The following is a 14,031-nucleotide window of genomic DNA, read 5'->3' as shown; positions in this document are numbered from 1 at the left end:
TCCAATGTGTTCAGGGCTTGCGCCGTTGGCTCAGGGCATCGAGCAGCACGGCGGCGAAGATGACGCCGCCTTGAATGAACTGTGTCCAGAACGGATTCACGCCGAGCAGCGACAAGCCGACATTGATCACGCCGATCAGCACCACGCCGATGAACGTGCCGACAATGGACCCGCGCCCGCCCGCGAGCGAAGTCCCGCCGATCACGATGGCCGCAATGACCTGCAACTCGAGTCCGTTCGCAGCGGAAGGCAACGCGGAATTGAGCCGCCCGGCCAGCACGATGCCCGCGATCGCCGCCGTGACGCCGGCCAGCATGTAGGTGAAGAACACCACGCGCCGCACCGGGATGCCCGCGAGCCGCGCCGCTTCCTGATTGCCGCCGACGGCGAACACCTGATGTCCGAAGGTGGTCTTGCGCAGCAATACGTGGCCGATGACGAAGACCACGAGCATGACGACCATCGGCATGGGCAGGCCGGCGACCGTCTTCGCGCCGAACAGCGTGAACGCGCTCGGAAAATCGAACTTGGTGCGGCCATCGGAAATGGCGAGCGTGAGACCGCGCGCCATGGCCATTGCCGCGAGCGTGACGATGAACGGCACGAGCCGCAGCCACGAGACCGCGAGGCCGTTGAGCGCGCCCGCGCCCGCGCCGACGGCAAGCGCCACGCACAGCCCCGCGACGCCGAGTCCTACCGCGCCCGGACTGGAGCCGGCCATCACGGTGGCGGCGACCATGCCGCTCAGCGCCACGAGCGAGCCGACCGACAGATCGATTCCCGACGTGATGATGACGAAGGTGCCGCCCACCGCCGCGATGCCCACGACGGACACCTGCACCATGATGTTGGTCAGCGTGCTGGTGGTGAGAAATTCCGGCGATGCGATGGAAAGCGCCACGCATATGATGACGAGCGCCGCGAACAACGGCCCGATGCCGCTGCGCAACTGGCGGATCACGCGGCGCGAGAGCGCCTCGGAATCCGCACGATCGGCTGCTGTGGAGGTCATGCGCCTGCTCCTGTCGTTGCCCACTGAATGACGGTTTCCGAGTTCGCCTGAGCGCGCGGAATCTCGGTCACGATAGTGCCGCGATACATCACCAGCACGCGATCCGACATGCCGAGCAGTTCCGGCAGCTCCGAACTCACCATGACGACCGCCGCGCCCGCGCGCGCCATCGTCACCATGTGCGCGTAGATCTCCGACTTCGCGCCCACGTCGATGCCGCGCGTCGGTTCATCGAGCATGATGACGGACGGGCTGGTTGCCGTCGCGCGGCCGAGAATCACTTTCTGCTGGTTGCCGCCGGAGAGCGTGCCGGTGATCTGCAACACGGACGAAGCTCGCACGCCGAAACGCGCGCTGGCTTCGTGCGCGAGCTTGCGCTTCTTCGCGCGGCTGACGAAGCCGCCGCTCGCCAGCGCCTTCAGGCTCGACAGCGCGATGTTCTCCTCGATGTTCGCCTCCAGCACCAGCCCTTCGAGCTTGCGGTCCTCCGACGTGTAGACGAGGCCATGCCGCACGCCTTGCGTCGGCGAGTGATTGCTCACTTTCTTGCCGCGCACGTGGATTTCGCCGCCTGTCACCGGCAGCGCGCCAAAGATGGTCTTCAGCAACTCCGTGCGCCCCGCACCTGCGATCCCCGCAATGCCGACGATTTCCCCCGCGCGCACCGCAAAGCTCGCGTTGCGCAGCAGCGGCGCGCTGGCGAGATCGCGGACTTCGAGCACCACGGGACCGTATTCACGCGGCTCCCACGGATAGAACGATTCGAGATTGCGCGCGACCATGGCCTGCACGAGATCGGCCTCGGGCCATTTGGACCTCGGGCGCGCGCCGACCGTCGCGCCGTCGCGCATCACGACCGCGGAGTCCGCGAGTTCGAACACCTCTTCAAGATGATGCGAAATGAAGATGATCCCCATGCCTTCCGCGCGCAGCCGCCGCACCACGGCGTACAGATTCGCGATGTCGTGGCTTTGCAGCGCGGCGGTGGGTTCGTCCATCACGAGGATGCGTGCGTCGCGTGCAATCGCCTTCGCGACTTCCACCAGCTGACGCTTGTTCAGCGGCAGATCGCCGAGGCGCATCCAGGGCGGCACGTTGTCCAGCCCGACGCGCGCGAGCGCTTCACGCGCCATCTGGTTCGCTTCGCGCATCCTCACGAAACCGTTGCGCGCGGGCATGCGGCCGAGGAACAGATTCTCCGCGACCGTCATGTCGTTGATGAGCGAAAGCTCCTGATAGATCACGGCCACGCCCGCGTCGATGGCCGCGTTCGTGCCGCGCGCAAGCGGCATGCCGTCGATCTCGATCGTGCCCTCATCGGGTTCGTAGGCGCCTGAAAGCGTCTTCACCAGCGACGACTTGCCCGCGCCGTTCTCGCCGACGATCGCCATCACGTGCCCTGCGTGCAGCTCGAGGCTGACGCCGCGCAACGCCTTCACGCCGGGAAAGCTCTTCACGATGCCCTGCATGCGCAGCAACGGTTTGGCCGATGTGGCGGGGGTACGCGCGTGAGCGTGTGTTTCGACTGTCATGATCCGCATTCCGTGTGCGGGCCGCCTGTCCTGGAGGACACGCGGCCGCCGGTTGCCCTTACTGCTTCACTTCCTCCGACCACAGCCCGTATTTCTTCACTTCATCCGAGTCGATGTTGGATTTGTCGATCAGCATCGTCGGCCACGCGTAGTTCGCGGGCACGTCCTTCTTCGCGTTGTAATCCGCGATGAATTGCAGCGACTTAGCCGCCATCATGATCGGATTCTGCGAGATGGTGGCGTCCTGCTTGCCCGCGCGGATCGCGGAGAGCGCCTGCGCGGTGCCGTCGGCGCCGATCACGAGGATATGCTCCTTGTCGCCGAGCGGCTTGTAGCGCCCGGCATTGTCGATGGCCTTTTCCGCGCCCACGGTGTTGTCGTCGTTGGCGCCGAAGACGGCATCGATCTGCGGGAATTTCTGCAGGATATTGGTCATCGCGTTGAGCGACTTCTCCTGGTCGAACGCGCCTTCCTGACGTGCGACGACCTTGATGTTCGGATACTTGGCAATCTCCTCGCTGAAGCCCTTCTCACGGTCCGTCGCCGCTGTCGTGCCGACCAGCCCGATCAGGTCCACCACGTTGCCCTTCTCCTCGCCGTAGCGCTTCTTCAGTTGCTCGGCGATCCATTTCGCGCCGGTCTGGCCGAGCGCCACGTTGTCCGACGCGACAAACGAGGTCACCTTGCCGCCATCCGAACCGCGGTCCAGCGTGAACACCGGAACGTTCATTTCATTCGCCTTCTGCACGGCGGGGATGATCGCTTTCGAGTCGATCGGATTCAGCACGATGGCCGTCACGCCCTGGCTCAGCAGGTTGAGGGCGTCGTTGACCTGCTGCTGGGCGTCGCCGTTCGCGTTGGTCTGCACGAGCTCGAAGCCCTGCTCCTTCGAACCGCGTTCGACGCCCGCCTTCAGGCCGACGAAGAACGCGTTGTTGAGCGTCGCGATCGAGAAGCCGATCTTCGGCTTGCCGCCCGCCGAACTCGTCGCCGCCGCGCTCGCGGGTGCGCTGGCGGGCGCGCTCGCGCTCGCCGCTGAACTGGTGCTGCTCGTGGACGATGAGTTGTCGCTCTTCGAGCATCCGGTCAGCGCGGCGGCCGCGCACAGCACGACGGCGCCCGTGGATTTGCCGAACGTGCCCCAACTGTCGAATCTTGCTGAACTCCAGGCCATGGTTGTCTCCGTTGTACGAGTGGTTCAATGCGATGACGTTGCGGTGAGCGCTGCGCTGGCTTTTTTGCTCCGTGCTGCCGTCAGCGAGCTTCGTTGCTGCGCCTGCCATAAGTCTTGAACTTCTCCAGCACTTCTTCCATCTGCTGATCCGACAGCACGGGCGGTGCGCCGATTTGCAACGCCAGCAGATACTGCCGCGCGAGCACTTCGATTTCGTGCGCGAGCCAGACCGCGCGCGCCAGGTCCGTACCCAACGCGATCACGCCGTGATGCGCCAGCAAACACGCGCGGCGGTCCTGCAACGCCGCCAGCGCGTGATCCGACAGTTGCTGGCTGCCGAACACCGCATAGGGCGCGCAACGCACGGAGTTGCCGCCTGCTGCCGCCACCATGTAGTGCAGCGCGGGAATCTCGCGGCCGTGAATGGCAAGCGCGGTGGCCGCGATCGAATGCGTGTGGACGACGGCATGCATGTCGCCACGCGCGCGCAGGATGTCGCGATGAATGCGCCATTCCGAAGACGGCCGCGCGGTGCGCAACACGTCGGCGTCGTCGGCGATGTCGAGCGGCAAGCGGACGATCTGTCCTGCGTCCAGCTCGCGCGCGGCGACGCCGCTTGGTGTAATCAGGAAGCCGTCGCCATGCCGCGCGCTCACGTTGCCCGACGTGCCTTGATTGATGCCCAGCCGTTCCATCTCGAGCGCTGTCTCGACGATCCCTTGCCGCAGCGCGACTTCCTGCATCGCGCTCATGCGGCATTCCCCTCGGCCGCGAACAGACTGCGCAGCGCGTGCTCGAACGGCGGCTTCACGATGCCGCGCTCCGTGATGAAGCCGGTCACGAGCGCATGCGGCGTGACATCGAAAGCCGGATTGCGGGCCTGGATGGCGTCGGGCGCGACGCGCCGCCCGGCCAGATGCGTGACTTCCTCCGCCGCGCGTTCCTCGATTTCGATACGCGCGCCGCCAGCGGTGTGCAGGTCCAGCGTCGACGACGGACACGCGACATAGAACGGAATGCCGTAGTGATGCGCCGCGATGGCGACGCCGAGCGTGCCGATCTTGTTGGCGAAGTCGCCGTTCGCCGCGACGCGATCCGTCCCGACGATCACCAGATCGACGAGTCCTTGCGACATGATCGACGCCGCCGCGCTGTCCATGATGAGCGTCACGTCGACGCCCGCCTGCTGCAATTCGAATGCCGTGAGCCGCGCGCCCTGCAACAGCGGGCGCGTTTCGTCGGCATAGACTTTGAAGGCGCGGCCCGCGCGATGCGCCGCGTAGATCGGCGCCGTTGCCGTGCCGGTGCCGGTGGTCGCAAGCGCACCGGCATTGCAGTGCGTGAGCACGCCGCTGCCTTCGCGAATGAGCGCCATGCCATGCATGCCGATGCCTTCGCACAGCGCCACATCTTCCTCGTGGATGCGGCGCGCCTCTTCGACCAAAGCCTGATACAGCGTCGCGGCATCGTGTGCGTCGGTCGCGCGGGCGCGGTCCAGCATGCGCCGCAAGCCCCAGCTCAGATTGACCGCCGTGGGCCGCGCGGATTCGAGCCACACCGCCTGACGTTCGAGCGCCGCACGAAACTCCGCGATGGGCAACGCGGTCGAGTCGCGCATCGCGATGCACAGCCCGTATGCCGCCGCCACGCCGATGGCCGGCGCACCGCGCACGCGCAACTCGCGAATGGCGCGCCAGACGGACTGCACGTCCGCCACGTTCTCCACCACGATCTCATGCGGCAGACGCGTCTGGTCGAGCAGCAGCAGATCGCCGTCGCGCCATTCGATCGTCGGGGGAAGCGTGCTGAACAAGCGCTGCGAATCCATGAAGTCTCCCTGTGCGAAACCTGTGCGAAACGAGCCGCCGTTACATTGACACCGCATCGCGCTGGAGCTCGCGCGCCAGCGTCGCGACCTGTTCGATGTCGCCCAGCGCCGCGCGCTGCACGAGCAAGGTCTCCGCGCAACGCAGACAGCGCATCTCGATGCGGGCCCGCGCTTCGGCATCGGCGATGCGCGTGATCTCCGCGACCTTCGCCATGCCGACGATGCGCCGGATCATCTTGCAGCCCGCGAAGCCGAGCGACTCGGCGAGCAGCCGGCGCATGAAGTGCGCTCGATAGGCCGCGACCGCGCGGCCGTCCGCGCCGCCGCCGATGAACGGCCGCTTGCTGCGGCTTTCGTGATCGCGCCACAGCGCCACGAATTGCGCGCTGAAGCCGTTCCAGATGCGCGTCATCTGGTCGAGCAGCCATTCCTGGTATTCGAGCGGATCGCGTCCGTCGAGACGTCCGTGCCAGTCGCGCGAGAAGTACGCGAGCAGCAGGTTCGCAAGCAGCGCACCGACGTCGAAACCCATTGGGCCATAGAACGCGAACTCGGGATCGATCACGAAGGTGTCTTCCGCGTTCACCATGATCGAGCCGGTATGCAGGTCGCCGTGCAGCAGCGTTTCCGCGTGGTTCATGAAGGCCCACTTCATGTCGGCGGCGGCGGCGCGCAGCGGTTCGTGGGTCCTTAGCCGTTCGATGGCCGCCTGCGGCAGCGCGGGACTGTAGACGTTCGAAGGATGCGCCTCGAACGGAAAGGTGAAAACCAGATCCTCGGTGATCTTGCACAGCTCCGGATTGATGGCCGCGCCGGCTGCCTGCTTCTTGATGTCGGCCGAGAGAAAGAGATCGGAGCCGAAGAAGAGCGTATGGGCGAGATACGCCGACAGATGCTGCGCGAGCAACGGATAGACCGTGCCGTCCATCAGGCCTTGCCGCAGGATGCGATGCGACGCGAGATGTTGCATCACCATCAGGAAGCGCGTGCTGTCCGCGTGATAGACCTTCGGCACATGTTGCGGACAGAGCGCGCCGAAGCGCCGCAACGCGGCGACTTCATGCTCCATGCGCTGACACGACAGCGGCCAGGTCTTGCCGACCAGACGCAGGAACGGCGGCGCCTGCTTCACGACGACACTGCGCTGCGGCGTTTTCGTGTTGGTCACGAAATACACATAGTTCAGATTGCCGTCGCCGACTTCCGCGACATCCAGATCCGCGGGATCGCCCAGCAGCGCGCGCACGTCGGGCACGCCGCCCAGATACGCGGCCAGTTCCTGCGCCGTGAAAGCTTCAAACTCCATCGGTGCCTCCTCCGATGTGCTCCGGCACGCGCGCTCAACGACGCTTGCGCACCAGATCGAACTTGAAGATGCTCGTGTTGTAGTAGTCGTTGCTGTAGCAGAGCGGCTCGCCGCTCTGATCGAAATCCACTTCGTCCAGCAGCAGGAACAGGCCGAAACCATCGCCGAGTTCCGGCAGGTCGCGCGGCGTCAGGATGGTCGGCTGGATCGACGTGTGGGTGTGCGACAGCCGGCGTCCGGTGCGCTCCAGCATGCCGAACAGCGATTCGCCCAACTCGCCCTCCGCGCCGTCGAAGACGTGCTTCGGGATGGTATCGATGCAGTACGCGGCGATGGCGTCATCCGCGCGGCGCACGCGCTCGATGCGCACGCACGGATCGCCGGGCCGGATGCCGAGCTTCTCCGCCAGACTCTCCGATGCCGCCACATGCTCCATCTGCTTGCGGCTCGTCGACGGCACAGCGCCCACGCTGCGGATCATGTCCGTCACCGACATCAGATCATCGAGCCCGCCGTGCAGCTTCAGCGAAATTTGTCTGATGAAGGTGCCCTTGCCCTGCAGACGCGACAGCAGCCCGTGCGAGATCATCTGCGCCACGGCCTCGCGCAGACTGGACCGGCCGACGCCGAGCAGCTCGCAAAGCTCTATTTCAGTGGGAATCTGATCGCCGGGCTTGAGCTTGCGCTCATGGATCATGTCGAGAAGCGACGCCTGGATCTTGTCGCTCATCGAACGCTCGACGCTCAGGCGCATGAAGGTCTCTCGGTTGGCAGTCACTGAAATGTACATCAGACGTCTGATGTTTCTCTCAGGACTTTCCCGGACGGTTCTGCGCCTCGATGGAGATTTGCTTCATGCGCGGATGCAGCATGAAAATGCCCGTCGCGCGCATGGCGACGGGCTTTGCAGTGCACGAATTCCGCTGCGTCACACGGGCGCGGCAGCGTCCACGAACGGCAGGATATTTTTCATGGCGCGTTCGACGTATTCGTCTTTTTCGCCGACCGGCGCGACATAATCCAACGCGGCGCATGCCGCATCGACCCCTTCCAGACGCGCGATCACCCAGGCTGCCAGATACTGGGATGCAAGACATCCGCCCGCCGTCGCCACATTGCCGTTCGCGACGAAAGGCTGATCGAGCGTGCGCACGCCGGCTTCCTGAACCCACGGCTTCGTGGTGAGGTCGGTGCAGGCGGATACATCGTTCAGCAGGCCGAGTTTCGCGAGGATCAGCGTTCCCGAGCACTGGGCCGCAAGCAACTGGCGGCTGGGGTCGAGGCGGATGCGCGCCATCAATGCGGCATCGGCCACGACGTCGCGCGTTTGCCTGCCGCTGCCGACGATCACCGCATCCGCCGCGCTCGCCTCCTCCAGCGTGGCCTGCGCCCGGATGACGACGCCGTTCATCGACGTCACTTCCGCCAACGGACACGCAAGCGAAACCCTCCAGTCCGGCTTCCTGATGCGATTCAGAATGCCGAGCGCGATCAGCGAGTCGAGTTCGTTGAACCCATCGAACGTGAGAATGGCGATGTGCATGGCGACAACCTTTCATGGCGGGGAGAGTTCAGGCATGCTACGGTCAGCCATGAATACAATCAAATGATTGTCATGGATACATCCTGTTCCGGACGCGTCTCATGCCACAGCCTGCACGTTACAAACAGATCGTCGACCGCATCGCTGAAGATATCGCATCGGGCCAACTTAAGCCGGGCACGCGTCTGCCGACGCATCGTGAACTGGCCGCGCGCGAAGGACTCGGCATCGTCACGGCCACGCGCGTGTACGCCGAGCTCGACGCCATGGGACTCGTCAGCGGCGAGACCGGGCGCGGTACTTTCGTGAAGGAAGCCGGCCTGCCGAACGGGCTGGGCATCGATCAGGTCGCCATCGCCTCGGACATGGTCGATCTGAACTTCAACTATCCCGCGCTTGCGGGGCAGACGGAATTGCTGCGCACGGCGTTGCGGCAACTGGCATCTGCGGGGAATCTGGAGGCCTTGCTGCGCTATCAGCCGCATGCCGGACGGCTTCACGAACGCGCGTGCGTCGCGCGCCATCTCGAACGCCGCGGACTTTCGATCGACGCAGAGCAGGTCTTGCTCGTCGATGGCGCGCAGCATGGTCTGGCGACCACCGTCATGGGCTTGCTCAAGCCCGGCGATGTGGTAGCGGTGGACGCGCTCACTTATACCGGCTTCAAGTTGCTGGCGCAGTCGCAGCGGCTGGAACTCGCACCGCTCGCCGCGTCCGGCGCCGGACCCGATCCCGATGCGCTCGAAGCGCTCTGCAAGCGGCGTCGCGTCCGCGCCATCTACACGATGCCCACGCTGCACAATCCGCTCGGCTGGGTGATGACGGCGAGCAGACGCAGGCAACTCGTGTCGATCGCGCGCAAGCATGGGCTGTTCATCATCGAGGACGCCGCCTATGCCTTTCTCGCCGATGACGCGCCGCCCCCGCTCGCGGCCCTCGCGCCGGATATCACGGTGTATGTGTCGGGCTTCTCGAAGAGCGTGGCAACGGGATTGCGTGTCGGCTATGTCGTGGCCCCGCGCGAGCGGGTGTCGAAGATCGAACGCGCGATCCGGGTGACGACGTGGAACACGCCTGGCGTAATGACAGCATTGGCCTGTGGCTGGCTCGAAGACGGAACGGTCGAACGACTCGAAGCGGAAAAGCGCGCCGATGCCACGATGCGCCAGACAGTGGCGGCCCGCGCGTTGAGCCGCGTGAAACGGCTGGCGCATCCCGCGTCCTATTTCATCTGGCTGCCGATGCCGGAAGACGTCCGCGCGGACCGCATCGCGAAGGCGCTGATACAGGAACGGATCTCGGTATCGACGGCCGAGCCTTTCTGCACGACGGCGCACGTGCCGCATGCGTTGCGGCTGGCGCTGGGATCGGTGGATGTGGAGACGTTACGGCTTGCGCTGGAACGGGTGCAGGAGGTGGTGAGCTTTCACATCGACGCGTGAAGCCGAGGTTCACGCCCGCATGCGTGCGTGCGCGCCGTCGGCCCCGCGCGCCAGGTCGACGAATGCCGCCAGATAGTCGATGCCCTGGTCCGACTCGCGCATGCCGAGATAGATCTTCTTCGCGATGCCCTTCCGGCCCAGCTTGAGCGGCGCAATGGGCATCCGGTCCGCATACTCTTCCGCGAGCCAGCGTGGCAGCGCGGCGACGCCCCGGCCGCTCGCTACCATCTGCATCATGATGTCCGTCGTCTCGATCACCTTGTGCCGCCGCGGCACGACGTTGGCCGGCGTCAGAAACTGCGTGTAGATGTCGAGCCTGTCGGTTTCGACCGGATAGGTGATGAGCACTTCGGACCCGATCTGTTCCGGCGTGACGTAGTCCGCCGATGCCAGCGCATGGTCCTCCGGGACCACGAGAACCTGCTCGTAGTCGAACACCGGCACGAAGCGCAAACCCTCCTTTTTCAAGGGGTCCGGCGTCACGAGGATGTCGATGTCGAAGCCGAACAGCGCGCCGATTCCGCCGAACTGGAAACGCTGCTTCACATCCACATCGACGTCGGGCCAGCTCGCAAGATACGGCGAGACCACGCGAAGCAGCCATTGATAGCAGGGATGACACTCCATGCCGATGCGCAAGGTGCCGCGCTCGCCCTGTGCGTACTGCTTCATGCGCGCTTCGGCATGCTCGAACTGCGGCAACAGCCGATTCGCCAGACCAAGCAGGTAGTGCCCCGCCTGCGTCAACCGCATGGAACGGCCTTCACGCGTCCAGACCGCCGTGCCCAATTGCTGTTCGAGCTTCCTGACCGTGTGGCTCAGCGCCGACTGGGTGAGATTCAGGACCTCCGCTGCGGCAGTCAGCGAACCTTGCCTCTCGACCTCACGCACGACGAGCAAATGACTGCGTTCCAGCATGACGTGCTCCATGAACGAATTTGATCATTGTATGAAAACTTACCATTTTTATTCATACATCGGAAATTCTATCATCGTCGCTACCGCCACTTTCATGGACGACACGCGCGATGGTCACGACACACAACCTGGGTTTTCCGCGCATCGGCGCCGGACGCGAATTGAAGTTCGCGCTCGAGAAATACTGGAAGGACGAGTCGTCGCTCGATGAACTCAAAACGGTCGGCGCCCAGCTGCGTGAACGTCACTGGAAGCAACAGGCGCGTCTGGACTATGTACCCGTCGGCGAATTCGCGTTCTACGATCAAGTGCTCGACATGAGCTTCACGCTTGGCAATCTGCCCGAACGCGTGCGCGACTTCCACGGCGACACGCTGGACAACACCTTCCGCGTTGCGCGCGGCCGCTCGGCGGCGGGTGCTGAAGCGCACGCCGCCTGCTGCGCGGGCGTCGCCGCCGGCGAGATGACCAAGTGGTTCGATACCAACTATCACTACATCGTCCCCGAGTTCGATGCGAACACGCACTTCAAACTCGATACGTCACGTCTGGTCGAACAGGTTTCGCAGGCGCGCGCGCTGGGCGTGAATGTGAAGCCGGTCATCATCGGGCCGGTGACGTATCTGTGGCTCGGCAAGGCGAAAGACGACAGCGACAAGCTCGCACTGCTGCCGCGCATCCTGCCGGTCTACGCCGCGTTGCTCGATCATTTCGCGGCGCAAGGTGTGGACTGGGTGCAGATCGACGAACCGGCGCTCGTCACCGAACTGGACGAAGCATGGCGCGCTGCGTTCGTCACTGCTTACGATGTGCTGTCCGCCCGACGCGTGCGAGTGCTCCTCACCACCTACTTCGGCCAGTTGCAGGAGAACCTTTCGCTCGCGTGCCGATTGCCGATCGACGGGCTGCATATCGATGCGATCAACGCACGTAAAGAAATCGAGGCCGCCGCCGCTGAGCTGCCGGACACGGCGGTGGTGTCCGTCGGCGCGATCGACGGACGCAATATCTGGAAAAGCAACCTGAACGCGATTCTCGAATGGCTCGAACCGCTGCACCGGCAACTTGGTGATCGGTTGTGGATCGCACCGTCCTGCTCGCTGCTTCACGTGCCGGTCGACCTCGACACGGAAGTTCAACTCGATACCGAGATCAAGTCGTGGCTCGCTTTTGCGCTGCAGAAACTCGGGGAACTGGAAGTGCTGGCCGGCGCGTTGAATCATGGCCGAAAATCCGTCGCCGATGAACTTGGCGCGAACGCAACCGCCATCGAAAGCCGGCGTCGGTCTCCGCGCGTCAATAACCCGGCGGTGAAGGCAGCCATTGCAGGCATCGACGCGACGCTCGGCAAGCGTCAACACGGCTACGAAGAACGGGCGAAGAAGCAGGCCGCGATTCTCGGCCTGCCCGCATTCCCGACGACAACTATCGGATCGTTCCCGCAGACCGGCGAGATTCGTCAGGCGCGCAGCCGGTTCAAGCGCGGCGAACTCGACGACGCGAGTTATCGCACGGCGATGGAGCAGGAAATCGCCCGTGCGGTGCGCGAACAGGAGGCGCTCGGGCTCGATGTGCTCGTGCATGGCGAAGCCGAACGCAACGACATGGTCGAATACTTCGGCGAGCAGCTGGACGGCTATGCGTTCAGTCGGTTCGGCTGGGTGCAGTCGTATGGATCGCGCTGCGTCAAGCCGCCGATCCTGTTCGGCGATATCAGCCGCCCGAAGGCCATGACGGTGGAATGGACGCGGTACGCGGCCTCGCAGACCAGCAAGCCGATGAAAGGCATGCTGACCGGTCCGGTCACGATCCTTAACTGGTCTTTCGTACGTGACGATCAACCTCGCTCGGTGTCATGCCAGCAGTTGGCGCTCGCGATTCGTCAGGAAGTCCTGGATCTCGAGAGGGCCGGCGTCCGTGTGATTCAGATCGACGAAGCGGCGCTTCGCGAAGGTTTGCCGTTGCGGCGCGCGCAGTGGGACGCGTATCTGCGCTGGGCGGTGGAATCGTTCCGCATCACGGCCAATGGCGTACAGGATGAAACGCAGATTCACACGCACATGTGCTATTCGGAATTCAACGACATCATCGCCTCGATCGCTGACATGGATGCGGATGTGATTACCATCGAGACGTCACGTTCGGATATGGAACTGCTCGATGCCTTCGATGACTTCAAGTATCCGAATCAGATTGGGCCGGGTGTGTATGACATCCATTCGCCGAACATTCCGAGCCAGGAACATATCGTCAATCTGATGAGGAAGGCGGCAGAGCGGATTCCGGCGGAACGCCTGTGGGTGAATCCGGATTGCGGGCTGAAGACGCGTCAGTGGGATGAGGTTATTCCGGCGCTCAGGAATATGGTCGCGGCGGCGGAGACGTTGCGTGCTTCTTTAAAGTGAGTCCGCAGTTGCCGTCAGGACGCGCGCCCCGCCTATGCGGGGCGCTATCCCTAGTTGGCTCGCCTCTCAAACCAACACGCGCTCTGCCTTCAAAGCTTTTCTTATATGCGTAATTTTATGAAGCGGCTGGAGCAGGGAATACACGATTAATCTGAACTGCCGGGATCGTTAACCCTTAGGCGAATGTATCTGAAGCGTCGGAAGTTGCGGAGAAGGGACTGGTTTGTCGGGAAACGGGTATCGTGCTTGTCCTCTCAGCTGCGCGCCGCGATGCGACTCACGATCCGTCCCAACGGATCGCAACGGATGTTCAACACGCGCCCGAGCGGACCGACTGTGCGTGATTGGCAACGCAAAGAACCGCCGATTTATCCGTGGCTCAGGCTCGCCGGGTACTGAATCGAGCAGGCCGGGTGTTCAGCCCCGGGCAGCGCGTGAGAATCAACGTCGAACACGGTGGATTGTAATTAGTCGATCCTGAAAAATCTCGAAGTCCCTTACTGACGGGCTGTTAAGGGCGAAACTGGATTACCGGGATTGCAGGATACGGGCATATTAGCGCGTGCAAGCCTGCAAATTCCGATGAAGTTCGAATGGGTCCGAAAGCGCGTGTGACAGAGCGAGACTTCTTCCGCCAGCCGCTGCTTGAACAGATCAATTTGAGGCATCCACTGGTGCGCCTGGCCGGGTTGATCGACTGGGCGCATCTCGGCACGACGATGAGTGCAAGCTTCGTGTCTGTTGCTGGACGCTCCGCGACATCCCCGCGCTTTTGCTGGTTTGTTCTATCTTCAACACACGTTTGACCTGTCCGATGAAGAGGTTGTGTGGCAGTGGGTCGAAAACCCTTATTGGCAAGTCTTCACGGGCG

The 14,031-nt window shown here is 63.7% G+C and carries 11 protein-coding genes and 1 pseudogene; 3 read left to right on the top strand and 9 right to left on the bottom strand.

From position 1 onward, the window contains the following. Positions 1–10 precede the first annotated feature (10 nt). The 8 genes from QCE64_RS21090 to QCE64_RS21055 all read right to left on the bottom strand — a co-directional run bounded on the left by QCE64_RS21090 (position 11) and on the right by QCE64_RS21055 (position 8,395). Positions 11–1,012 carry an ABC transporter permease gene (locus tag QCE64_RS21090; protein ID WP_309818355.1) on the bottom strand — a complete coding sequence of 334 codons (1,002 nt, stop codon included), beginning with the start codon at positions 1,010–1,012 and terminating at the stop codon, positions 11–13. Further along, on the bottom strand, positions 1,009–2,544 hold the full coding sequence (locus QCE64_RS21085; RefSeq protein WP_310006039.1) for a sugar ABC transporter ATP-binding protein: 1,536 nt from the start codon (positions 2,542–2,544) through the stop codon (positions 1,009–1,011). The genes QCE64_RS21090 and QCE64_RS21085 overlap by 4 nt, the downstream gene beginning before the upstream one ends. A gap of 58 nt (positions 2,545–2,602) precedes the next feature. After that, positions 2,603–3,718 (bottom strand): sugar ABC transporter substrate-binding protein, encoded by a 1,116-nt coding sequence (locus tag QCE64_RS21080; RefSeq protein ID WP_309923214.1) that lies wholly within the window; start codon positions 3,716–3,718, stop codon positions 2,603–2,605. Between the two features lie 80 nt (positions 3,719–3,798). Beyond that, positions 3,799–4,470, bottom strand: coding sequence for a class II aldolase/adducin family protein (locus tag QCE64_RS21075; protein ID WP_309923212.1), 672 nt, complete (start codon positions 4,468–4,470; stop codon positions 3,799–3,801). Continuing rightward, positions 4,467–5,546 (bottom strand): S-methyl-5-thioribose-1-phosphate isomerase, encoded by a 1,080-nt coding sequence (gene mtnA, locus QCE64_RS21070; RefSeq protein ID WP_309933031.1) that lies wholly within the window; start codon positions 5,544–5,546, stop codon positions 4,467–4,469. Before mtnA ends, QCE64_RS21075 begins: the two co-directional genes overlap by 4 nt. A gap of 40 nt (positions 5,547–5,586) precedes the next feature. Next, positions 5,587–6,852 carry an S-methyl-5-thioribose kinase gene (gene mtnK, locus QCE64_RS21065; protein WP_310006037.1) on the bottom strand — a complete coding sequence of 422 codons (1,266 nt, stop codon included), beginning with the start codon at positions 6,850–6,852 and terminating at the stop codon, positions 5,587–5,589. A 34-nt stretch (positions 6,853–6,886) separates the two neighbouring features. Beyond that, positions 6,887–7,606: a GntR family transcriptional regulator gene (locus QCE64_RS21060; RefSeq protein WP_309818343.1), complete on the bottom strand. Its 720-nt coding sequence runs from the start codon at positions 7,604–7,606 to the stop codon at positions 6,887–6,889. A gap of 174 nt (positions 7,607–7,780) precedes the next feature. Further along, the gene (locus QCE64_RS21055) at positions 7,781–8,395 is read right to left on the bottom strand and encodes a DJ-1/PfpI family protein (protein ID WP_310006034.1); all 615 of its coding nucleotides are present in this window, start codon (positions 8,393–8,395) and stop codon (positions 7,781–7,783) included. Between the two features lie 101 nt (positions 8,396–8,496). Between QCE64_RS21055 and QCE64_RS21050 the strand changes: the two genes are divergently transcribed. Next, a complete protein-coding gene (locus tag QCE64_RS21050; protein WP_310006032.1) occupies positions 8,497–9,837 on the top strand; it encodes a PLP-dependent aminotransferase family protein in 1,341 nt (446 codons plus the stop codon). A 9-nt stretch (positions 9,838–9,846) separates the two neighbouring features. On the opposite strand, the gene QCE64_RS21045 is transcribed toward QCE64_RS21050, so the two are convergent. After that, positions 9,847–10,755: a LysR family transcriptional regulator gene (locus tag QCE64_RS21045; protein ID WP_309923203.1), complete on the bottom strand. Its 909-nt coding sequence runs from the start codon at positions 10,753–10,755 to the stop codon at positions 9,847–9,849. Between the two features lie 110 nt (positions 10,756–10,865). Between QCE64_RS21045 and metE the strand changes: the two genes are divergently transcribed. Then, the gene (gene metE / locus QCE64_RS21040; protein WP_310006029.1) at positions 10,866–13,160 is read left to right on the top strand and encodes a 5-methyltetrahydropteroyltriglutamate--homocysteine S-methyltransferase; all 2,295 of its coding nucleotides are present in this window, start codon (positions 10,866–10,868) and stop codon (positions 13,158–13,160) included. Positions 13,161–13,753: 593 nt separating this feature from the next. Further along, positions 13,754–14,031 (top strand): annotated as a pseudogene (locus QCE64_RS21035) (transposase); the annotation flags it as partial.

It is taken from the genome of Caballeronia sp. LZ043, assembly GCF_031451075.1.
GTDB lineage: Bacteria > Pseudomonadota > Gammaproteobacteria > Burkholderiales > Burkholderiaceae > Caballeronia.
Note: the sequence above shows the minus strand (reverse complement) of the source record. Positions and strands in the feature narration are given on the sequence as shown.